The organism is Agrobacterium sp. 20P9.1.2, assembly GCF_057799395.1.
Genome location: NZ_JBYOKI010000007.1, coordinates 222,806 through 244,023, shown reverse-complemented (window position 1 = coordinate 244,023; position 21,218 = coordinate 222,806). Strand labels below are relative to the sequence as shown.

Sequence of the window (21,218 nt, the reverse complement as noted above, 5' to 3'; positions counted from 1 at the left end):
CGCAAGAGCCTCAAATTCTTCTAAAGGCCAATGCGCCGGGACTCGCACAACAAGGACGCCTCCACTTTTTGAAAGAAACGCGTGTTCTCGCTTCAGCACGCGTACCAGAGCACAATAAGCAAGGAATTCATGCGGGCTTTTCTCAAGCATCTCTCTACCGAGTCCGCGATAAACGCGTTGAGCCTTTTTCCCAATTAGCTGATCAAGTTCTCGCCTGGCTTCTGCGACTGACCGCAAAGCATCAATGAACTCATCGACCTTATAACCGTGCTTTTCGTTCATTTCAGCCCCAAGGGTTAGAAGTGGAAAATGGATCGCGACAACTTCACGACCGACGAATTTCCTACCGATCACGAGGGTATGATTCGCGATGGCCTGAACGACAAAGACTGATTCTTAATCTAAAATCAAATATTAAAATCAAAAATCCATATTTAGAAACGAAAATCCATATTGTTGACATTGGTTCGATTGCCACGTTTTTGGCAATATGGATGCCTCTGTGGACCTTTTAAGAGCTGCGAGATATTTGCTTGGGTTAACCCAAGAGCAGGTCGAGGAATCGTGCCAACTAACACGCCATTTTATGCATAGCTTTGAGGCCGGAAAACACATTCTGATGCCGCGCAATGCGCTTCTGGTACGAGCGTATTTTGAACGGGAGGGTGTGGAGTTTTTTGACGTGTCAGAAATTCATGGTGCCGGATTGCGGTGGCGCACCCCTGGAAGATTTGATCCTTTCAGAAGTAAACTGTTTCGGTGCGCGCGCGGGCTCGCAAATTTGTCGCAGGACAAACTTGCACACCGGTCAGGTGTCAGCCGAAATTTCATAGCTCAATTGGAGCAAGATATTCTCAAGGGTCTAAATAAGACATTTGCCGCGAAACTGGAAAACACTTTGCGGGGCCTTAACGTCGAGATCACCAAGGAAACAGATGAATTCGGCGCTGGCGTTCGCTGGATCAGCAAGACAGCAACGGACTGAACCAAAAATGGCACAACGCCCTTGTGTCGTGAGCAGAAAACCGCCTAAATCTGGGGTGCAGACTCAAAACGATCTGATCCAAATTCTTGCTAACGTGGTTTTAACGGCATCCAAAAACTTCCACGTCTTTGCCCTAGCGCGTGGCTACCTCTGAACTGTTTGAGTTTGCTGGACAACCGCTCGACGAGATTGTGATGTCTGTGAACCACTGCCAAAAAGAAACTTTCCTTCCGATTGCTCTTGGCACGAATATAGACCCTACGCCTGCTTTGGTTTTGCAAATGCTCTGATAGCATTGGTATTGTGTGCCCTGTCCGCCAGCAGAATCGCACCCGTGACGATTGGTTGTAACATTGGCACAGCCCTGTCACAGTCATGGGCGCGACCTGCTGTCCGCGCGGGACGTATCGGTCGGCTATTGTATCGACAACACCGTGGATTTTGGTAGTCAAGCCGCCTCCCGTCGCTACAGGCTAGTGAACACGGACACATGAGCTAACAATCATGACGACGTCGCCATCGAAGGCCTTCGAAAACTAGCCTAGAACATGTCCCCGATACCTCCTGTGCGCCATCGCACGGAGCGATTGTGGCAGGCTTTGCACGAACATATCGATAACAAACGTCTGACTAATGTGAGCCAATTCGGAACCGCCACAAGGTCCGTTGCTTACCCACCTTTCGTCAACCCGTGGCACGCCCTGCAGCTTATTCTGCGCAAGAGCGCGACAGCAGGCCATTCGAAATCGGTGAGATTAAACCAGCGACGGGTCACCAAGAGCCCCCGAATCAAGGCCGTAATGACGCAAAATCAGACCAATTTAAAATCCAGTTGGTGAGTGCGCGGCACAGTAAGGAAGCACCTGCGGTGAGCTTCTGCGTTGTGCCCAATCAGGCTGAAGCAGCTACGGCGCAATTTGGAAGCGCGCAGCTTCAGCCTGATTATAGTGGGAGTTGTTCGCCATCCGTTGGAGTATTGAATAAGCACCGAAATCGAGGTTCTCACCGCAGCGTGTTCAAATTGTTCAGAATCAGGGTGCTATATGAACACTCCCACCCGGCTAAGTTATTGAAAATACGCAGATTGAACAGATTAACCGACCCAAATATAACAGCCAGGTTAAAGCCGAGGAAAAACCAGCGCCTGCTAAAGGCTCGCTGGCTTTTTTTTGACCGTCGTGTGAGACGGGCCTAGCTAAGTCCTTGAAAAACGTCGGAGTGGCGGGATTTGAACCCACGACCCCTTGACCCCCAGTCAAGTGCGCTACCGGGCTGCGCTACACTCCGTACGACGTTTTCTTCCTGTGCCTGAACAAAGTCATGGTCCCGTATAACGAACCCACGACCCCTTGACCCCCAGTCAAGTGCGCTACCGGGCTGCGCTACGCTCCGACACAGAACAGGCGTTTATATAGATGGCGGTTCATGCGCAAGTGTAAAATTGCGGCGCTGGAAAAAACTCTCCGCAAACTCACGGCTGCACTCGGAAAAGTATATTGATCGGCGCAGTTTCTCGTAATTTGATGATTTAAAAGGCAAAGTGAATAATTATTATCCAAAATCATCGCCACGATCTTGCCATATTTTATGTAACGTGGTTCTGTGTCTCAGCCCTGACTGGAGGGGTAAACGGTTGAGACCCGCCATATGCTGGGTGGGACAGCGGCGGGTCTCCCATTTCTCAAAGTTTCATGTTTTTGGCCTGGCTTATCGCCAGGTGAAATAGAAATAGTTGCTGCCCACGGGGCCGAACATCGCGCTTTCACCGGATGTGATGTCGATGAAACTTCCGTCTGCGTTTTTCGCGTAGGAGGCACCTTCGTGGCGCTTGACGTGCTGGTTCAGGAATTGGCTCCAGCAGATGGGCGTGATTTTTTCGCAGTGCTTGTCCTGTATTTCGAGAGCGTCGATATCCCACGCTTTCACGACGATACCTTCGACCGGATCGAACACTTTGAGGGTGTGGGATGCCAATGCCTGAAGCATGGCCTTTCCCTGCGCCGCAGTGGTGGAATCGTTCGAGAGTTCCGTCAGCCAGACTTTCAACTGTCCCATAAAGTCGGCAGATGTGATGTAGGCGACTTCAGGTTCTGCTGTCGTTGCGATGATCGACAGGGTCGGCTGTGGCTTCGTGGAAGGCTGTTCCGCCTGCGGGAGATCGTTTGCGGACGATTCGTCACTCTGCATAGTGTCGGCATGAGCGAGGGCGGGCAGCTCTTGCGTAACCGCTTGTTGCTCCTCGATAGCTTTCAGCGCGAGTTTGGTAGACAGAAGCTGCACATGCGAACCAAGTCCAGAGACCATTGCCGAACACATCCTGATTTTCGGTTCGTCGCCAATCATCGGCGCCGTAACCATCGCTTCACGCGAAAGCGGGCATTTTCTGATCTTTTCTCATAAAAAGACCGGTTTCTGTCGTGTTAAAAAACTGACATAAACCGGTCTAGTTTTCTCAACCTGCGCGAAACTGGAGAGATCAATTTTCCTGGACGGAAACGCCGTTGGGACCGATGTTCATTTCGATGCCCTTGGGCTTGCTTTCCTCGTGCCAGACATAGACGCCAAGGCCTACGACGGCGATCATGAGCGCGCCAATGATGAGGTAAAGATTGTTGGTCTGAGTCATGTGTTTCCCCTGATCGGTAAATCTGCGGGAGCCAAACGCATGAAATCGCAAGAAGTTCCGTGCTTATCAGTAGGCGTTTTCAGATTTCAGCAGCCGGATGGGCGTGAGAATCAGGATTTTCAGATCCAGCATCAGCGACCAGTTCTCGATATAATAAAGATCGTGGGCCGTGCGGTTCTTGATCTTGTCGCCGTGGTCGATTTCGCCGCGCCAGCCGTTGATCTGGGCCCAGCCCGTTACGCCGGGCTTGACCTTATGGCGTGCAAAATAATGCTCAACGACTTCAGTATATTTCAAGTCACCTGTCTGTGCATGCACGGCATGCGGGCGCGGCCCGACAAGAGAGAGATCACCAGCCAGAACGTTGAAGAGCTGCGGCAGCTCATCGATGGAGGACTTGCGCAGGAACCGGCCCACCGGCGTCACGCGCGGGTCGTTCTTCGTCACCGCTTTCTTCGCCGTCGGGTCGCTCATCTCCGTATACATGGAGCGGAACTTCCACACATTGATTGTCTCGTTATTGAAGCCATGACGTTTCTGTTTGAACAGAATGGGACCTTTGGACGTGCTTTTCACTGCAATCGCCGCGCCCAGCATGATGGGCCACAGAAGCGCAATGCAAATGATGCTGAAGACGACATCGAAGGCGCGCTTGGCAACCGAGTCCCAGTCACGCAATGGCTTGTCCATCACATCCAACATCGGCACGCTGCCAATGTGGGAGTAGGAGCGGGGGCGAAAGCGCAGCTTGTTGGCGTGGGCGGCAATGCGGATATCCACCGGAAGCACCCATAGCTGGCGGATGAGTTCCAATATGCGCGCTTCCGCGCTCATGGGAATGGAAATGATCAGCATGTCCAGCTTGGTCAGGCGGGCAAACTCCACCAGTTCCGCAAAGGTGCCGAGCTTGGGATAACCAGCGACCACCTCTGGAGAGCGCGCGCTTTTGCGGTCATCGAAAATGCCACAGATGCGGATGTCATTGTCGTGGTGTTCGAGCGAGCGGATCAGATCCTTTGCTGCCTGACCGCCACCGACGATGACCGCGCGCCTTTCCATGACGCCGTTTCGGCCCCAATGGCGGATCATCAAACCAACGATGATGCGCTCGATCAGCAGGAAAACGACGCTTCCCGCATACCAGAGGCCAAGATTTTTCCACGATAGATCGTCAGTCGGCAGGAATGCCAAAGCGAGGAGGACGGTGAGTGCGAAAGACGCAATCAACGCACCCTGCACCCGCGGCATGGTATCGAAGGCGCGGCGCAGATTGGGCAATTGGTAAGCATCGGCTGCCTGCAGCAGAATCGAGCAGAAAATGCCGTTCCAGACGCAGATGGCAATAAGGGTGACGCGGGAGCCGAAGGCATCCGGCACTTCGAGCGCATTGATGAGAATGCCGACCACCGTCAGCACCACGAATTCAAGCAGCCGCAATTGTCCGATGACGATGTTGGGTGAATGGCTGGTCGCGCGAAGCTGATTGGCGACCTGGAGCGCGAGTGGATTGAGCGTTGCCGGCTCGTTCTTCTTTGCGTTGCCATCCTCATTGGTGCGAGCCAGCTTTTTGCGCAAAGCATTCAGATCGATCGGGTTGGTGTCGCCTCCAGCGTTGCTCATTCTGTCTTTCCGCAGCCTCTAGTGCAGTGGGAGAATACGAACAACATGCTAATAAACGCTTAGAGTTCCAAGCCTCTCCCACGCCAGTTTACACCAGCATATGGCGAATATACACCTTTAATTTGCAAAGATGCTGATATGATCAGTTTCGGTGGCTTCATCGCAGGGCGCGGTGAAAAGAAAAGGGGGCGGGATACGCAATACCAGTTTACCCGCAGCTGTGAGCCGATGGAAAGCGCCTTTGCAGCGGCGCCGTTTCCAGGCTGCAAACTTTTAAACGTCAGATCCTCTTAGGTGATGCATGTCCATGAGGTGATGAGGCCGCTTAGAAGAAACGTTCACGGACATAGATCGTGTCGCCTGCGATGATCGGGCCGGAAATGATGATTCTGCCGGTCAGCACATTGGCGTTGATTTTTCGGGTGACATCCACGTCGCGCTGGTTGGCGCGGGACGTAAAGCCGCCGGCAATGGCAATGGCGTTTTGCGCCGTCATGCCGGGCACGTAGGAATATTGGCCGGGTCTGCCGACTTCGCCCATGACGAAGACTGGCCGGTAACGATCGATCTCGATCGTGACATCCGGGTTCTTGAGGAAGCCTTGACGCAGCTTCTGGGCAATGCCCGATTCCAGCTGCGAGACGGTTTTGCCGCGTGCTGCCACCTGTCCCACGAGCGGGAAGGCAACGTAGCCAGCCTGATCGATGGTATAGGTATTGGTCAGCCCCGTCTGATCGAAGACGTTGACGCGCAGACGGTCGCCGCTATCGAGGCGGTAAGGTTGCAGCGCTGCCTCGTTAAAGGCGCGCGGTGCCGGCTTGTACGCCGAACAGCCCGCGAGCGTTGCCGCGAGTGCAACGATCAGGACGGATATCAAGCGTGGGGCAGCGAACGTCATCCGCAATCATGCTCCAAAACATTTCTTCAGGCAGTTATCGGCCCCTTATGGTTAATGCTTAGTAAAGAAAAGAATTTTACCTGTCGCTTTCGTACGTTTTCGAACTGGCCACGCTTTAAGCTTAACGCTTGCGTTACCGGAAGATCATACAGTCGGGTGTAATACGGATATGCCGTGCACCAGAAAAATCGAGAACTGACGTGACCAAAAACGCACCTCATGCAGATGATTTCGATGAAGCGACAGAAGAGCGCTTCGTTCTTTCTGTGAATGGCGTTGCGGATTTTCTCTCCATGCGCGGCGCAAAGCCAACCATCGCCTTGCTCTCGCCCAGCGGCGACGATGGGTCGACCGCAAGCGTCATGCTGGCGCGTTCCATGGCCGAACTCGGGCGTTCCATCGTGCTGGTGGATATGACGGTTTCCGGCTGCCCCACGCGGCTGATGTCGCCAGAGCCCGGCCTTCCGGGCGTTGCCGATCTTCTGTTCGGGGAAACGGCCTTTGGTGAGACGATCCATCACGACCGTCTGTCGAATGCCCACATCGTGCCGCAGGGCACCGCGCAGGCGCTACATGCCGTTCGAATCATAGAGCGGCTGACCATGGTGCTCAGCGCGCTTGCGGATACTTATGATACGGTGCTTCTGGAATTCGGCGCGGCAGACATAGAAGGCGTTACGCGCCTGTTGAAATATCTCGATGCCGAAATCGTTCTGTCCATGCCGGATGCGGATGATGCGCTGGCCGACGACGCGCTCGCCCAGCTGCGCGCACTGGGTTATTCGGCTGTCATGACGATGAGCGAGCCGCTATCCGGCGACCGCAGCGCTGCCTGACCATTATTTCTGCCGCTTCGGCCCTGCCATCCATTTGATGATGAGCATGGCAGGCAAAATCCACAGCAGACCGGAAAACACGAAATAGGCCAGATGCACCCACCATGGCTGCGTGGCCAGCGTGGCAGAGGCGAAGCTCGTGGCCAGCACCGCATAAACAACCACCAGACATATGATGATGATGGTGCCGATGAATGATTTGAGGCGCGTGGGCATGCCGTGTTCCGTCCGCTGAATCTGTTTGGGCACTATACAGGCGCGACCCAATGCCGCAAAGCTTTATGCCGAGGGGAAGGGGTCTGAGGGCTTGTTTTGCACGATGCGTTGTTGCAAACCATCTAAAAGACTTGTGGAGTGTCAAGAATGCAGGCGAACACGGTGGCTACGGCTGAAACCTCTGTCGAGCAGCGCCGCGTGGCGGCGTTGAAAGCACAGGAAAAGAACCGCCGCCTGCTGCGCATCTGGCTGCGCGTCGTGCTGTTTACGCTTTTCTGTCTGGTGCTGGTGGGTGGCGCAACACGCCTTACGGAGTCCGGCCTGTCCATCACCGAATGGAAGCCGATCCACGGTGCCATTCCACCGCTTTCCGTTGCGGAATGGGAAGAGGAATTCCAGCTCTACAAGCGCATTCCGCAATATCAGGAAATCAACAAGGGCATGTCGCTCGATGAGTTCAAGACCATCTTCTGGTGGGAGTGGGCGCACCGCTTGCTGGCACGCGCCATCGGCCTGATCTTCGCGCTGCCGCTGGCCTATTTCTGGCTGACGGGACGCATCGAAAAGCGCCTGAAACTGCCGCTGGTCGGCCTGCTCTCACTCGGCGGCTTCCAGGGCTTCGTCGGCTGGTGGATGGTCTCATCCGGCCTCGTCAACCGCACGGACGTCTCGCAATACCGTCTCGCCACGCATCTGACGATTGCCTGCTTGATCTTTGCCGGATGCATGTGGATATTGCGCGGCCTGTCGCTCCATTCACCGCAAGCCGCCAACGAGCAACGGGGCAGGGGCTTTGCCGCCCTGCTGGCCTGCCTCTGTCTTTTCCAGATCTATCTCGGCGCGCTGGTGGCGGGCCTCAATGCCGGGCTTTCCTACAACACCTGGCCGCTGATGGATGGTTCGCTCGTGCCGGGCGATCTCTTCATCCAGAACCCCTGGTGGATCAACATTTTCGAGAACCCGAAGACTGTGCAGTTCATTCACCGCCTCGGCGCTTATGTCTTGTTTGCCGCAACGCTGTGGAATATGGTCAACCTCTCCCGCACCCTGCCCAATACTCCCCACGCGCGCCGCTCCGTACTGTTCTTCGTGCTGGTCTGCATTCAGGCCGGGCTCGGCATTACCACGCTGCTGATGCACGTCGATATTCATGTCGCGTTGGCGCACCAAGGTATGGCGCTGCTGGTGCTGGCATTTGCGATTGCGAACTGGCGCGGGTTTGTGGGGGAGTATCCTGTTGATTCAGAGATAAGACCTGTGTGAGGAGATCAATCTCACGCCAAAGAAACGACTGTCGCTTTTTATATGTCGGGTCTGGCTTGAATTAAATTTTTCCGAAAATTCGGATATATTCAATTTAAAAGGGAAGTCTGACTTATTTTGGCTTTCAAATTAAGTTCTATTGTTGCTCTGACTTGTAAATGTCACTCAGAAGTTGAGCAAAGTGCGATTCGTGCACTTGGCTGAATATTTCGGCAAAAGCTGAAGTGGGGGCGTTTCAGGTGGGTAGCATGTTAAATAATAAATTCAAACGTCATCTTATTTCTATGGCGCCGGTATCAATGCTGGGTTTGGCCATGGCATTCAGTGGAGCGGGCGCTGCGTATTCGGCAACTCCCAGTCTTATTGGCCTAAGTCGTGACGGGAGCGTTTATCTAGAACGCACATACGTTGATGGCGTCGAAGTGTATAGATTGGTTGCTACAAAAAGCGGAACCTCAATAGATATTCAAGATAGCGAGAAGACAAATCTCAAAGCTACCGCATTGAGCCCTGATGGCAAAATCGTAGCCGGTACCTACCGGGACAATAATGGCAATCTCCTCGGTTTCGTCCGGACGCAACAAGGCGTGTTTCAAACTATTGATACGGCAAGTAATTACGCCAATATTGTCGGTGTGACTGATGATGGAAAAGTCGCCGGTACGTATTATGATGGTGCCGTTAATCGGGCCTTCGTGTGGTCGAGCAGCAGCAACTTCCAATCCGTATCGGCACATTCTGCCAGTGCAGGTCCTCTTGTGGCCAGCCAAGCCTTCGGTATCAGTAGAGATGGAAGCGCTGTTGTCGGTTCTTTGCAGGAAGCAGACGGAAATTGGCATGCGTTCGTATGGGATGATACGAGCCAAGAAAATGCCACGCGTATTGACACTCTCGATTACGAGTCGTCCTCCGCAACTCTCGTCAGCAGAGATGGCAAGGTAGCTGCGGGCGAGGGCGAAGTTAATCTCAGTGGTGAGTGGAGTAATAAGGTTTTCCGTTGGACGGGAACTGGAGGAATGCTTCAGATCCAGGAAATGATGACGAACGGAAATATGTACGTTAACGCAATGTCCGAGGCAGGTGACGTGCTTGTCGGAAGCGGCGATATCGACGTTGCCGGTGATATTCAAGAGCACGCGTATCGATACGTCGCCTCTTCGAACGACACCGAAGTTGGTACCACCTATGATTTGGGCACGCTGGGTGGTGCTTACTCTTCTGCATCGGGCATCAGCAGTGATGGTAAGTACATCGTTGGAAGCTCCTCTATCGGCGGTGACGAATCTCGTGGTTTCCGGTGGACGGAACTCGGAATGATCTCCGTAGACGAATGGGCGGGGTCCGGTATCAACACGGAATATCATACGTCCGACGCACGATACGTCTCGGACGATGGAAGCGTCGTCATTGGCACTACGGATCGAGACACTCACTATGTCGCACGTTCCGGCGGAATTATCGAAGAAGCAACGTTCTATCCAACTGTTGCAGCGGCCAACAACGTAACCGTGCAAAACAGCGTGTCCGGTGCAAACACGATCATGTTTGGTGCGCAGGGTAATCCAATGCGCAATCTTCTGTCCGTCGGCCAGCGCTCGGTCTGGGGGACAGTGGATAGCGGATATGATGATAACGACACGGCCAGCGGCGGTCTGGCGCTGGGTGAGTTCGGCTTTGGATACGGCATTGCGGACGGTGTTACAGCGCGCCTTGCGGTTGGAGGGACCTATACGGACCAAGATCTTGATGTCGGCGGTTCTGTGAAGCAGAGGGGATTCTATCTCTCTCCTGAAATGTCCGCCGATATCGGTGGAAATGTCTACCTCACAGTTGGTGGCTATTGGGGTCGCAGCAGCATCGATGCCAAGCGTGGCTACATGAACGGTGGTTCGCTCGACTATTCGAACGGTGATACAGACGCCGATACATGGGGTGGAAAAATCCGCTTTGACTGGTTGAATGCGGTCAACATCAGCAACACGGATATCACACCCTACGCCGCACTTTCCTACGCTCATACGACGGTTGATGCCTACACGGAAACGGGCGGTGCGTTCCCGGTCAGTTACGATGAGACGAAGGATCATTCGACCATCGCCCGTCTTGGTGCGGACTTCGTTCATCCGCTGACCGACACTGTGCGCGTTTTGGCCAAGGCGGAAGCCAGTTATCAGTTCGAGGATCATTCCTCAGCAACGAGTGGTGAGCTGATTGGCATCAGCGACTTCAACCTTGCGGGTCAGGATTTGAAGCAATTCTGGGTACGCGGTGGCGTTGGCGCCGAATTTGATGTCGGCGGTGGTACTGCGTCCTTCATGGTCAATGCGACGACACAGGGGCAAGACCCGGATGTCTGGGTTCGCTCCAACTTCACTGTGAAGTTCTAAGCATGCAAAAGCCGCCAGGATTTACAGTCTTGGCGGCTTTCACCTTTATTGACTGCTTCTATTCCAGAAAAGCCATGCCGGGCAGTTCGCCTATGCCGCGCGGTTTGAGCCATTTCAGGATCGCGGCAGCACCACTCTCCAGCCTCACGCGATAAACGAGGCTGCTGGCTGTATCGGCAAAGAGAAAGGTGGAGGATATGCTCCACCGCCTTACAAGTTCATCTGAAATGGTTGTCTTGGCCAGATTTCCGGTCAGGCCGAAAGCATGAGTTCCATGTTCTGGACTGCGGCGCCGGATGCGCCCTTGCCGAGATTATCCAGCACGGCGACGAGATTGATGTGTTCGCCGCTGCCGAAGACGAAGAGCTTCATCGTGTCCTGATTGGCCAGTTCCTCGGCATCGATGCGCGAGAGGGACTTGCTGTCTTCAAGCGACACGACCTGCACGATGTCCTGTCCTGCATAATGCTCGACCAGTGCAGCGTGGATCGTCTCAATGGTCGTGCCTTCCTTGAGGTCGGCGAGGAACAGCGGTACCTGGACGATCATGCCCTGCGGGAAGCGTCCGACGGAGGGGGAAAACAGCGGCGAGCGGTCGAGCTGGCCGTGGATTTTCATTTCCGGAACATGCTTGTGCTTCAGCGTCAGGCCATAGAGAAAATTATTGGCGCTGATCGCGTCGTCGCGGCTCTGGTCTTCCATCTGCGCAATCATCTGCTTGCCGCCGCCCGTATAGCCCGACACCGCGTTTACGCTGACCGGATAACCGTCCGGCAGAATGCCAGCGACGCGCAACGGGCGGATGAGGCCAATGGCACCTGTGGGGTAACATCCGGGATTGGCGACGAAACGGGCGGAACGCACCTTCTCGGCCTGCGCCTTGTCCATTTCGGCAAAGCCATAGGCCCAGTCCTGATGGTTGCGGTATGCCGTCGAGGTATCGATAATGCGAACTTTGTTGTTGCCGGACACCATGGTCACGGCTTCCTTGGAGGCATCATCCGGCAGGCACAGAATGGAGATGTCTGCATTGTTGAGCATATCTTCCCGCATGGCCGCATTGCGGCGCTCTGCCTCGGGAATGGACAGCAGTTCGATATCGCGGCGGTCGGCAAGGCGGGTGCGGATCTGCAAGCCTGTGGTGCCGTGTTCGCCATCGATGAAGATTTTCGCTGTCATGTCCTTGTCCTGAATTCTCAAGTGTTTACGGGAATATGCGGAATCATTTTGCTAAGCGCCTGATTCAATGTGACGGCCCGCTTTCGCAAGCCGCTCAGCGCGCAGGCCAAGCATATACATTGCAACCGTTGCCCCGGCAATGGCGGTTATATCCGCATGATCGTAAGCGGGCGCAACCTCCACCACGTCGGAGCCGCGAATATCCAGCTGACCAAGGCCGCGCAGGATCGACAGCACTTTGGCACTCGTCGGCCCACCAGCAACGGGCGTGCCGGTGCCGGGTGCGAAGGCGGGGTCGAGGCAATCGATATCGAAGGTCAGATAGGCGGGAAGGCCGCCGGTATGCTTGATGATGAGCGAGGAGATGTCACCCGCGCGCATATCTTCGACCTCATATCCGTAAACGATCCTGATGCCGAAATCTTCAGGTGCGTGGGTGCGAATGCCGATCTGGATCGAGCGATCTGGGTCGATCAGCCCCTCACGCGCCGCCCGTGCCACGAAGGAGCCGTGGTCGATGCGCTTGCCATCATCGAACCATGTATCCTGATGCGCATCGAACTGCACCAGCGCCAGCGGCCCGTGCTTGGCAACATGGGCTTTCAGCAACGGCCATGTGATGAAATGATCACCGCCTAGCGTCAGCAGATAATCCACCTTCGCCAGTATCGCGCTTGCCTCGGTCTCTATGGTTTCAGGCGTTTGCCAGTGGTTGCCATAGTCCAGCAGGCAGTCACCATAATCGATTGTCGGCATTGCCTCGAACAGATCGCGTCCGAAGGGGTATTGCGGGTCGTTGTCGAAGATGGCCGATGCACGCCGTATCGCCTGCGGCCCGAAGCGGGCGCCGGGCCGGTTGGAGGTGGCCGCATCGAAAGGGATGCCCCAGATCGCGGTGGCAACACCCTCCAGATTCTTGGTGTATCTCCGGCGCATGAACGAGAGCGCCCCGGCATGGGTGGGGTCAGTTGCGGCTGAGGTCAGCGAGGAGGCGGTGAATGCGTGATCGATGGATTTTGATGGCATGGAGCACCCCGATGTGAACGGACTTCGCTGCCCTCAATACCGCATTAAACTGTTCGGGATAAGCTGCTTATCTGTTATTCACGCCATTGAACGCGCTTATTAGGTGCTTCTTCAAATGCTTGCATTCATCGTGGATTTTTATGAAGTATAGGGCTGAAATAGATGGTCTTCGCGCCATCGCTGTTTTGAGCGTCATTCTGGCGCACGCAAATTTTTCAACATTTGGCGGCGGTTTTATTGGCGTCGATGTCTTTTTTGTCATCAGCGGATATTTGATCACCACAGTTATTCTTGAAGAATATGACGGCGGCAGGTTTTCGCTGATTGGGTTTTACGAGCGCCGGGCAAGACGAATTTTGCCCGCTCTCTTCTTCGTTCTGCTCTGTACGGTGCCTGCGGCCTGGATATGGTTGTTGCCGGATGCCTATGAGGCTTTTTCCAAAAGCCTGATGATGGCGACGCTTTCGCTTTCCAACATCTATTTCCTGCGAAAGACGGATTATTTCGCGCCGGATTCGTCAGAAGTACCGTTGCTCCATACCTGGAGCCTTGGCGTCGAGGAGCAGTTCTACGCTCTGTTTCCGCTGCTGTTTCTGTTTCGGCTGAAGATCAGAACGATCTTCAAAATCGTTCTCGCCGTGACACTGGCAAGCCTCGTCACCAGCGAGTTCGGCGCACGCCTTTTCCCTTCCGCCAATTATTATCTCCTGCCCACCCGCATATGGGAAATTCTGGCAGGCTCGGTCTGCGCCTTTCTGGTCTTCGGCAAAACACGGTGGGTGAATGGACCGCTGGCGCTTGCAGGCGTCATCATGGTCTTGGCGGCGGTGTTTCTGTTCGATCCGACGACGCGTGTACCATCGCTTATTGCCTTGCTGCCGGTACTTGGAACATGCGCATTCCTTCTTTTTGCCTCCGGGAAGACGTGGGCCGGTCGTGTCCTGTCTCTCCCGCCCTTGGTCTGGATCGGGCGTATCAGCTTCAGCCTGTATCTGTGGCATCAGCCGGTCTTTGCCTTCTGGCGGATCAGAAGCCTGGAGCCGCCATCGCAATGGGTCATGGGCGGCCTGATTCTCGTCGTGCTGGCTCTGTCTGCCTTGAGCTGGCGGTTCATCGAACAGCCCTTCCGACGAGGCAAAGCTGGCATAGGCAAAGTGGTTACCCTTACCGTGACTTCCGCTGCGGTGCTCGTCGGTTTCGGCGCATGGGGCGATGTCAAAGAGGGATTGCCGTTCAGGCTCGCGCCGGATGTACGAAGCTTCATCGAAAAGACGACATGGAGCGACACATGCCTGTTTCAGGTCAAGGATGGTGTTCCAACGCTACCGAATGAAAAATGCGTGTTCGATGCCAATGCCGAAAAGGCATACGCCGTTTGGGGCGACTCCATCGGGGCTTCCATGTCGCCAGCTTTGCTGGATGCTTTGAAGCTTCGGAACATGGGCATGATACAGCTGACGCATGGCTTCTGCGCGCCCATCATCGGCGTGGTGACGGCAAGGGATGAGGGTGCTTCAAATTGCGAGACTTTCAATCAGCGCGCAATGGCCTATTTGACACAAAGCAGAGTAGACACCGTTGTGCTTGTTGCGTCCTGGGTCAATTTCTTCAACTCTCCCTATCTGCAAATCGATGACAAGGAGTACTCCCGCGGCAACATGCCGGTGGCAGAGGTCGCCAACAATCTGCGGGAAACGATCCAGACATTAGAGGTCAGCGGCAAGCGGGTCGTGGTTGTCTATCCCACCCCACGCTTCGACAAGCCGGTGGTCGAGATCATGGCCGGGCGGATCGTGAAGGGCGCTGTGGCTCCGGACTTCGGATATTCAGAGGCCGACTTCAAAGCCAACACGACGCTAGCCTATACCGTGCTGAATGCCGCAATGCCGGATGGCGTTACCCGGATTTTACCTGAGAAGGTCTTCTGCAATCAAGTGGAGCAAGGCATGTGCTTCTTCGGGCGCAATGGCGTGGCCTATATTGCAGACAGGGGCCATTACACCAAGGCTGGCGCGACGATGGTCGTAGATTTGCTTATGAGCGCGATGGGAGAGGCTAAGAAGGCTTCCGCCATGGCGGTCAAGGTTAACTGATACTCAGCGCCGCTCATCTATCATCACGCATCACAAACGAAAAAAGGCGGAGCCGAAGCTCCGCCTTTTCGAGTTCTGTATTCCGGAAGCGATTAGCGCTTGGAGAACTGGAACGAACGGCGAGCCTTGGCCTTACCGTACTTCTTACGTTCAACAACACGGCTGTCGCGGGTCAGGAAGCCACCCTTCTTCAACACGCCACGAAGGCCTGGTTCGAAGTAGGTGAGGGCCTTGGACAGGCCGTGGCGAACTGCACCAGCTTGGCCGGAGAGACCACCGCCAGCAACCGTTGCGATGATGTCGAACTGACCAGAGCGAGCAGCTGCAACGAGCGGCTGCTGCAGGATCATCTGCAGAACCGGACGTGCGAAATACGCAGAGAAGTCACGGCCGTTGATGATGATCTTGCCGGAACCAGCCTTGACCCATACGCGGGCTACGGCGTTCTTGCGCTTGCCGGTCGCGTAGGAGCGGCCGAGAGTATCAACCTTGCGGACGTGCACGGGAGCCGAAGCTTCCGATGCCGGGGCGAGGTCTTTCAGGGAGGAAAGATCGGCCATTATCAGGCGCTCCTTACGTTCTTGCTGTTCAGCTGTGCCACTTCGAGAACGACTGGCTGCTGTGCTTCATGCGGATGGTTGGAACCGGCGTAAACGCGAAGGTTCTTCATCTGGCGACGGCCAAGAGGACCACGAGGAATCATACGCTCGACGGCCTTTTCAAGAACGCGCTCCGGGAAGCGGCCTTCGATGATCTGGCGAACCGTACGTTCCTTGATGCCGCCCGGATAACCGGTGTGCCAGTAGTACTTCTTGTCGGAGTACTTCTTGCCGGTGAAAACGCACTTTTCAGCGTTGATGATGATGACGTTGTCGCCGTCGTCAACGTGAGGTGTGTAAGTTGCTTTGTGCTTGCCGCGCAGGCGGGTTGCAACGATGGTGGCAAGGCGACCAACAACGAGGCCTTCGGCGTCGATGATGATCCACTTCTTCTCCACCTCAGCAGGCTTCTGAACGAAAGTAGACATTCTTTTAACTTTCTCTAGGACCTGTCACACCTCGAAAAGCATGCAGGCGTTTCTTGTTGCTTGAAGCTGTTCGCGCTGGAACAGCCATATGACCGCATTTCCGGGGAAATTCTGTCTGGCGCGCTTATAATCCGTGATGGAAACCCCGTCAACGGCAGTGAAAATAACATCTGTAAAAATTAGCGTTTTAAAACAATGGTTTAATAGTGTGGTTTTATGATACCACACAAAATGCTGCCGAAATCAGCCCAGACGCATGATCAGCACGCCCAAAGCGATGATTGTCCCTGCCACATAACGCCAGATACTGGCCTTTTCCTTGAGGATGAGGACGGAGATGACGATGGCGAAAAGAATGGATGTTTCGCGCAGGGCGGCGACCACGGCAACGGGTGCTTTCGTCATTGCCCACAGCGCCAGCCCGTAGGACAGGATCGACCCGCCACCGCCCGCCAGACCGCGCCACCAGTTGATGCGCACATGGTTGGCAACGGGTGTCCATCCGCGCTGATACAGCGCCCAAGAAAACAAGAGGACCGGCGGCAAAAGCGACATCCACAGCGTATAGGAAATGGCGCTCGTGGAAAGACGTGCGCCGACACCGTCGACAAAGGTGTAGCCAGAAATGACAACGGCATTGGCAAGGGCCAGCAGGATGGCATGTTTGCCGCCATGGCGTGCTTCAAAAGCAAGCGTCAGAATGCCAGCGGAGATGACGGCGATGCCAGCAAGTGCGGCGGGGCTCAGGCTTTCCCCCAGAAACATATTGCTGCTGGCGGCAACGATCAGCGGGGCCACGCCGCGCATGATGGGATAGACGAGGCCGATATCGCCAACCGTATAAGCCGCTGCGACGAGCCGGAAATAGGCGAACTGCAAGATGGCCGAAACGATGAGAAAGGGCAGGGCGACTGCGCCGGGCAGTGGCAGAAAAGGCAGAAAGGGTATTGAGCAGGCCGCAGCCCCGGCGGCGATCAAGGTCGCGTCCAGCGCTTTATCCTTTCCGGATTTGACAAGCGCATTCCAGCTGGCATGCAAAAGAGCGCCCAGCAAAACCAGTAAAAGCACGTCGATTGGCACGGGCGACTCGCAAATGATCTCGATGATGTCTTGCTTATTCTTTTCGGACGTCGGTTGCACTTGTTTGATGAAGATATTCCGCGTGAGGATGCCTTTTGGTTGGCATGATGGTGCTATGACGTGCCATCGGGAACAACCAGTAATTGTTTTTTAGAGTCTGCTAAACGGCAGAGCTTTTAAGATATTTTCGCAAGATGTACGAAAATGAATCGATTGAAATCAAAACGCGAAGAAAAAATCATCGGGTTTCAGATGATTTCAAGTTCGCGATGGCGTATTTCCCCAAAACAATCATTTCAGTTTAAACAGTTTCAACATGAAACATATTTTTCTAATGTAACTATGAGTAGTTTCTAAAATGCTGGTGAACAGATGTGGTACAAAAAAAGTACGATTGCGGATTGCTGATTAAGTTAGCGCAAACATTATAGTTGTGCTGATTTTCGTAAAGTCATCCGACTTTCAGAAAACACTTTTATGCGCCATGACTGAGGCCCAATAATTTCCGTTGGAATGCCACGAGGGAGGATGACCGTGAACCATGATGCCTATGAGGAAGACTATATTCGCAGGGTTTTGACGGAGGTTAAGACCATTGCTTTGCTGGGCGCTTCTCCAAACCCGGCACGGCCAAGCCACGGTGTCATGCAGTTTCTTCTTTCCAAGGGATATACGGTGTTTCCGGTCAATCCCGGTCAGGAAGGCAAGGAAATATTGGGACAGCAGGTCTACGCCAAGCTGGCAGACATTCCAGAGCCCATCGATATGGTCGATGTGTTTCGCGCGGCGGAAAATCTGCCTGCTATTGTCGAGGAGGTCATTCTCTTGTCACCGCGCCCGAAGTTTATCTGGGGACAGCTTTCCGTACGGCATGATGATGCGGCGGCAAAGGCGGAGGCCTATGGCATAGAAGTGGTTATGGACCGTTGCCCTGCAATTGAGTATCCGCGTCTCAATATAAGGCGATAGTTAGCATAAGTCGCACTTACCATTTGCCGGTGAGACCTTATGCTCCTTCAAAGCCTCAAGAGGGCATAGAAAGAATATTGGAGGGACACATGTCAGAGAGTAATCCGGGTTTTTCCACCTTGGCCATTCACGCCGGTGCCGAGCCTGACCCGACCACCGGAGCGCGCGCAACGCCGATCTACCAGACCACGGCCTATGCGTTTCGCGATTCGGATCATGCGGCAGCCCTGTTCGGCCTGAAGGAATTCGGCAACATCTATACCCGCATCATGAACCCCACGCAGGCGGTGCTGGAAGAGCGTGTCGCTGCGCTTGAAGGTGGCACGGCGGCTTTGGCCGTTGCATCCGGCCACGCGGCGCAGATGCTGGTGTTCCACACGCTGCTCACCTCAGGCGATAACTTCATCGCAGCCCGTCAGCTTTATGGCGGCTCGATCAACCAGTTCGGCCACTCGTTCAAGAATTTCGATTGGCAGGTGCGCTGGGCCGATGCTGCTGATCCAGCCAGTTTCGAAAGCCAGATCGATGATCGCACCAAAGCGATCTTCATCGAAAGCCTTGCCAATCCCGGCGGCACCTTTGTGGACATCGCCGCGATTGCGGAGGTCGCCCACAAGCATGGCCTGCCGCTGATTGTCGATAATACCATGGCAAGCCCCTATCTGCTGAGACCCATCGAACATGGTGCCGATATCGTCGTGCATTCGCTGACGAAATTCCTCGGCGGTCATGGCAATTCCATGGGCGGTATCATCGTGGATGGTGGCACGTTCGACTGGTCTGCAAATGACAAATATCCGGCGCTCTCCCAACCGCGCCCGGAATATTCAGGCGTTGTCCTGCACCAGACCTTCGGCAATTTCGCCTTCGCCATTGCCGCACGCGTTCTTGGCCTGCGTGATCTCGGCCCATCCATCGCGCCGTTCAACGCTTTCCTCATCCTTACCGGCATCGAGACGCTGCCGCTGCGCGTCCAGCGCCATTCGGACAATGCGCTTGCCGTGGCAAAATGGCTGAAGGCGCATCCGAAAGTCGGCTGGGTTCATTATGCAGGCCTCGAAGACAGCGATAACCACGCGCTTCAACAGCGTTATTCACCCAAGGGCGCGGGCTCGGTCTTCACTTTCGGCGTGAAGGGTGGCTATGCCGCGGGCAAGGCGCTGGTCGAAGGTTTGCAGTTGTTCTCTCATCTCGCCAATATCGGCGATACCCGCTCCCTCGTCATCCACCCGGCATCGACCACCCATGCGCAGTTGACGCCTGAACAGCAGACCGCTGCCGGTGCAGGCCCGGATGTCGTACGACTGTCTATCGGTATCGAGGACGTGAAGGATATCATTGCAGACCTCGAGCAATCGCTCGCCAAGGTCTGATCAAAAGGAAAGGTCGCCCATGACACATAGTCTCAATTTCAAGTCAGAGGGCGACCTCGCCACTGTTCAGCCGGAAGAGGGCGCCCCCGCGCCAGATCGGCTGATTTCCGGCACCCCGAAATTCACCACATGGAATCTCGAAGAAGCCACCGGCGGCATTTACGCCGGAATATGGCAGTCGACTCCCGGCAAATGGCGGGTCGAATATGACGAGTGGGAATATTTCAACATCCTCGAAGGCCACTCGATTCTAACCGAAGAGGGCGGCGGGCCCATCCACCTCAGGGCAGGCGACCGCCAGATCATCCGCCCCGGCTTCAAGGGAACATGGGAAGTGGTGGAGACGACGCGCAAGGATTATGTCGTGCGGTTGTAGAGGGTAACACTACCACACCAAATCCAGCCGCTCTAACCCATGGAAATGATACACGTCCTTCACCGTCGGCGGCTCCGCAATTCGCAGTCCCGGCAGGCGTTTGAACAGCAGTGGCAACACGATGTTCAGCTCCAGCCGTGCCAGTGGAGCGCCGATGCAGAAGTGGATGCCGGCGCCGAAGGATAGGTTGGGGGCTTCGGCGCGGTCGGGCTTGAAGGTGAGGGGATCGCTGAATTTTTGTGAGTCGAGATTGGCGGCGGCGAGGATGAGGCTGACCTTATCGCCGCGCTGGAAAGTGACGCCGTCGATTTCGACCGGCTCCAGTGCCCAGCGCTGGAAGATGTGCACCGGCGCGCCGATGCGTAGCGTTTCCTCCACCGCGCGCTCGGTCGATTTTTCATCCTGAAACAGCAGAGCAGGGTCGCTGCCGCTTTCCAGAATGACGCGCACGGAATTGCCGATCTGGTGGACGGTCGCTTCGTGGCCAGCATTCAGCAGAACGATGGTGGTCGAAATCAGCTCGTCGTCGGTGAGATACTGCCCCTTATGCTCAGTATGGATCATGTGGCTGAGCAGATCGTCTTTCGGCTCCGCACGGCGTTGCGCAACCACGCTACGCACGTAATCCGCAAATTCCTTCGCGGCGATGTCAGCGGCCAGTTCATCTTCGTGGGTACGCTTGAACATATACATGCCGACATAGGCATGTGACCATTTCAGCAGTTGCGGCCCCATCTCTTCGGGAATGCCGATCATCCGCGCAATCATCGTCACAGGAATGATGTCTGCAAAGGACGATAGCAACTCCGTTTTGCCGTCCTTCTCGAAGCGGTCGATTAATCCGTTGGCGAGTACCTCGATCTCCGGTTTCATCTTTTCGACATGACGCGAAACGAAGGCGCGATTCACCAGTGTTCTGAGACGCGTATGTTCCGGCGGCTCGATTTCCAGCAGGGAATGGCGCTCCGCCGCATCGAAGTGCCTGACATGCTCAAGCGGCTGCGGCAGGCCCAGTTCCTCGCGGGTCGCAACATGCAGGATTTGCCGCCCAAAACGACGGTCGCGCAGCAGTGCGTTGACGTGGTCATAGCCGGTAAAGAACCATTGCTTCTGCTCCTCCCAGTAAAAGGTGGGACAATGCGCATGCAGCGCCGCATAGACGGCGTTGGGGTCGCTGTAGAAAGCAGGGTTGCGGGCGTCGAGCGAGACGACACGTTTTTGGGCATCGATGCGGAGGAAATCAGGCACGTTTTTCATGCCCGAT

20 protein-coding genes, 1 tRNA gene and 1 pseudogene are annotated in these 21,218 nt (G+C 55.0%); 8 read left to right on the top strand and 14 right to left on the bottom strand.

The genetic code is table 11. The features are described 5' to 3' along the window. A partial coding sequence (locus tag AC27VJ_RS19605) for a hypothetical protein (protein WP_488685401.1) occupies positions 1 to 282 on the bottom strand: 282 nt, incomplete at its 3' end. Positions 283 to 619: 337 nt separating this feature from the next. Here AC27VJ_RS19605 and AC27VJ_RS19600 point away from each other — a divergent pair. Continuing rightward, positions 620 to 985: a helix-turn-helix domain-containing protein gene (locus AC27VJ_RS19600; RefSeq protein WP_488685400.1), complete on the top strand. Its 366-nt coding sequence runs from the start codon at positions 620 to 622 to the stop codon at positions 983 to 985. 63 nt (positions 986 to 1,048) lie between these two features. On the opposite strand, the pseudogene AC27VJ_RS19595 reads toward AC27VJ_RS19600, so the two are convergent. From AC27VJ_RS19595 to AC27VJ_RS19570, 6 genes and pseudogenes are all read right to left on the bottom strand, one after another. Beyond that, positions 1,049 to 1,760, bottom strand: a pseudogene (locus AC27VJ_RS19595) (transposase). A 438-nt stretch (positions 1,761 to 2,198) separates the two neighbouring features. Then, positions 2,199 to 2,272, bottom strand: a tRNA-Pro gene (locus AC27VJ_RS19590). Positions 2,273 to 2,692: 420 nt separating this feature from the next. Beyond that, the gene (locus AC27VJ_RS19585) at positions 2,693 to 3,289 is read right to left on the bottom strand and encodes a hypothetical protein (RefSeq protein WP_488685399.1); all 597 of its coding nucleotides are present in this window, start codon (positions 3,287 to 3,289) and stop codon (positions 2,693 to 2,695) included. A 172-nt stretch (positions 3,290 to 3,461) separates the two neighbouring features. After that, positions 3,462 to 3,611 (bottom strand): hypothetical protein, encoded by a 150-nt coding sequence (locus tag AC27VJ_RS19580; RefSeq protein WP_113089489.1) that lies wholly within the window; start codon positions 3,609 to 3,611, stop codon positions 3,462 to 3,464. Positions 3,612 to 3,677: 66 nt separating this feature from the next. Further along, entirely contained in the window at positions 3,678 to 5,231 is a 1,554-nt protein-coding gene (locus tag AC27VJ_RS19575) for an undecaprenyl-phosphate glucose phosphotransferase (RefSeq protein ID WP_488685398.1), read from the bottom strand. Positions 5,232 to 5,556: 325 nt separating this feature from the next. Then, on the bottom strand, positions 5,557 to 6,129 hold the full coding sequence (locus tag AC27VJ_RS19570) for a polysaccharide biosynthesis/export family protein (protein WP_488685397.1): 573 nt from the start codon (positions 6,127 to 6,129) through the stop codon (positions 5,557 to 5,559). Positions 6,130 to 6,329: 200 nt separating this feature from the next. Between AC27VJ_RS19570 and AC27VJ_RS19565 the strand changes: the two genes are divergently transcribed. Beyond that, positions 6,330 to 6,965 carry a tyrosine-protein kinase family protein gene (locus tag AC27VJ_RS19565; RefSeq protein ID WP_488685396.1) on the top strand — a complete coding sequence of 212 codons (636 nt, stop codon included), beginning with the start codon at positions 6,330 to 6,332 and terminating at the stop codon, positions 6,963 to 6,965. A gap of 3 nt (positions 6,966 to 6,968) precedes the next feature. Here the strand turns inward: AC27VJ_RS19565 and AC27VJ_RS19560 are convergent, their stop codons facing one another. Next, positions 6,969 to 7,181, bottom strand: coding sequence for a DUF2842 domain-containing protein (locus AC27VJ_RS19560; protein ID WP_113089485.1), 213 nt, complete (start codon positions 7,179 to 7,181; stop codon positions 6,969 to 6,971). Positions 7,182 to 7,328: 147 nt separating this feature from the next. Here AC27VJ_RS19560 and AC27VJ_RS19555 point away from each other — a divergent pair, with 147 nt between their 5' ends. Both AC27VJ_RS19555 and AC27VJ_RS19550 read left to right on the top strand, forming a co-directional pair. After that, positions 7,329 to 8,444 (top strand): COX15/CtaA family protein, encoded by a 1,116-nt coding sequence (locus AC27VJ_RS19555; RefSeq protein ID WP_488685395.1) that lies wholly within the window; start codon positions 7,329 to 7,331, stop codon positions 8,442 to 8,444. 248 nt (positions 8,445 to 8,692) lie between these two features. Then, positions 8,693 to 10,831 carry an autotransporter domain-containing protein gene (locus AC27VJ_RS19550; protein ID WP_488685394.1) on the top strand — a complete coding sequence of 713 codons (2,139 nt, stop codon included), beginning with the start codon at positions 8,693 to 8,695 and terminating at the stop codon, positions 10,829 to 10,831. 252 nt (positions 10,832 to 11,083) lie between these two features. On the opposite strand, the gene argC is transcribed toward AC27VJ_RS19550, so the two are convergent. Next, entirely contained in the window at positions 11,084 to 12,010 is a 927-nt protein-coding gene (gene argC, locus AC27VJ_RS19545) for an N-acetyl-gamma-glutamyl-phosphate reductase (RefSeq protein ID WP_488685393.1), read from the bottom strand. A 51-nt stretch (positions 12,011 to 12,061) separates the two neighbouring features. After that, on the bottom strand, positions 12,062 to 13,036 hold the full coding sequence (gene speB, locus AC27VJ_RS19540; protein ID WP_488685392.1) for an agmatinase: 975 nt from the start codon (positions 13,034 to 13,036) through the stop codon (positions 12,062 to 12,064). 140 nt (positions 13,037 to 13,176) lie between these two features. Here speB and AC27VJ_RS19535 point away from each other — a divergent pair, with 140 nt between their 5' ends. After that, positions 13,177 to 15,129 carry an acyltransferase family protein gene (locus tag AC27VJ_RS19535; protein ID WP_488685391.1) on the top strand — a complete coding sequence of 651 codons (1,953 nt, stop codon included), beginning with the start codon at positions 13,177 to 13,179 and terminating at the stop codon, positions 15,127 to 15,129. A 92-nt stretch (positions 15,130 to 15,221) separates the two neighbouring features. Here the strand turns inward: AC27VJ_RS19535 and rpsI are convergent, their stop codons facing one another. The 3 genes from rpsI to AC27VJ_RS19520 form a co-directional block, all read right to left on the bottom strand. Next, entirely contained in the window at positions 15,222 to 15,689 is a 468-nt protein-coding gene (rpsI, locus tag AC27VJ_RS19530) for a 30S ribosomal protein S9 (protein ID WP_062451361.1), read from the bottom strand. Positions 15,690 to 15,691: 2 nt separating this feature from the next. Further along, the gene (rplM, locus tag AC27VJ_RS19525) at positions 15,692 to 16,156 is read right to left on the bottom strand and encodes a 50S ribosomal protein L13 (protein ID WP_113089478.1); all 465 of its coding nucleotides are present in this window, start codon (positions 16,154 to 16,156) and stop codon (positions 15,692 to 15,694) included. A 243-nt stretch (positions 16,157 to 16,399) separates the two neighbouring features. Then, the gene (locus tag AC27VJ_RS19520; protein WP_488685390.1) at positions 16,400 to 17,236 is read right to left on the bottom strand and encodes an EamA family transporter; all 837 of its coding nucleotides are present in this window, start codon (positions 17,234 to 17,236) and stop codon (positions 16,400 to 16,402) included. Positions 17,237 to 17,770: 534 nt separating this feature from the next. Between AC27VJ_RS19520 and AC27VJ_RS19515 the strand changes: the two genes are divergently transcribed. The 3 genes from AC27VJ_RS19515 to AC27VJ_RS19505 all read left to right on the top strand — a co-directional run bounded on the left by AC27VJ_RS19515 (position 17,771) and on the right by AC27VJ_RS19505 (position 19,954). Further along, complete coding sequence (locus AC27VJ_RS19515; protein WP_488685408.1) at positions 17,771 to 18,205, top strand: CoA-binding protein; 435 nt, start codon at positions 17,771 to 17,773, stop codon at positions 18,203 to 18,205. An 89-nt stretch (positions 18,206 to 18,294) separates the two neighbouring features. Next, entirely contained in the window at positions 18,295 to 19,578 is a 1,284-nt protein-coding gene (locus AC27VJ_RS19510) for an O-acetylhomoserine aminocarboxypropyltransferase (protein ID WP_488685389.1), read from the top strand. A gap of 19 nt (positions 19,579 to 19,597) precedes the next feature. After that, positions 19,598 to 19,954 carry a cupin domain-containing protein gene (locus AC27VJ_RS19505; protein ID WP_488685388.1) on the top strand — a complete coding sequence of 119 codons (357 nt, stop codon included), beginning with the start codon at positions 19,598 to 19,600 and terminating at the stop codon, positions 19,952 to 19,954. Positions 19,955 to 19,963: 9 nt separating this feature from the next. On the opposite strand, the gene AC27VJ_RS19500 is transcribed toward AC27VJ_RS19505, so the two are convergent. Next, entirely contained in the window at positions 19,964 to 21,211 is a 1,248-nt protein-coding gene (locus AC27VJ_RS19500; protein ID WP_488685387.1) for a cytochrome P450, read from the bottom strand. Between the last annotated feature and the right edge of the window lie 7 nt (positions 21,212 to 21,218).